Raw genomic sequence first — 801 nt, forward strand, 5'->3', positions numbered from 1 at the left:
CCCTGGCTGTGTGAAAAGCCACGAGTCGGCTACGATTGCTCCGTTTCCTGATTGGGGGATACGGATGGGACGCTTCGTTGAAGGCGCGGACAGATCCCAGCTGACGCTGTTGCCGGAATGCCTGGAGGATTGGGTAAGCGAGGACAACGCGGTCCATGTGATCGATGCGTTCGTCGAGGCGCTCGACCTGCATGGAATGGGGTTTGAGCGCGTGATCGCGAAGGAGACGGGCCGGCCCTCCTATCATCCGGCAGTCCTTCTGAAGCTTTACATCTACGGTTATCTCAATCGGGTGCAATCCAGTCGCCGCCTGGAACGTGAGGCGTGCCGCAATATCGAGGTGATGTGGCTGATCGGCCGCCTGGCTCCCGATCACAAGACGATCGCCGATTTCCGGAAGGACAATGGCGCGGCGATCCGGAAGGTTTGTGCGAAGTTCGTTGCCCTATGCCGGCAAATGGGCCTGTTGCAGACCCCAAGCGTCGCAATCGACGGCAGCAAGTTCAAGGCGGTGAACAACCGCGACCGCAACTTCACGCATGCCAAGATGGCGAGGCGGATGGCGCAGATCGAGGAAAGCGTCGGTCGATATCTGCGTCAACTCGATAGTGCGGATCGGCAGGAGCCATCGGAAGCGATCAGCATCAAGACGACGAGAATCAAGGAAAAGATCGCTCGGCTGCAGCAGGAGATGAGCCGCCTGGAAGTGCTTGATGCGCAGATGCGCAACACGCCGGATCAACAGATATCGCTCACCGATCCGGATGCCCGTTCGATGGCCACCAGCGGACGCGGATCGGG

General features: G+C 59.7%; 1 protein-coding gene. It reads left to right on the plus strand.

The annotated features are described in order from the left end of the window. Nucleotides 1-64 precede the first annotated feature (64 nt). Nucleotides 65-801 (plus strand): transposase (locus CWO89_RS44765; protein ID WP_130584443.1); only part of this gene is annotated, 737 nt, incomplete at its 3' end.

This window comes from Bradyrhizobium sp. Leo170, from assembly GCF_004296405.1.
In the GTDB taxonomy this organism is placed as follows: domain Bacteria; phylum Pseudomonadota; class Alphaproteobacteria; order Rhizobiales; family Xanthobacteraceae; genus Bradyrhizobium.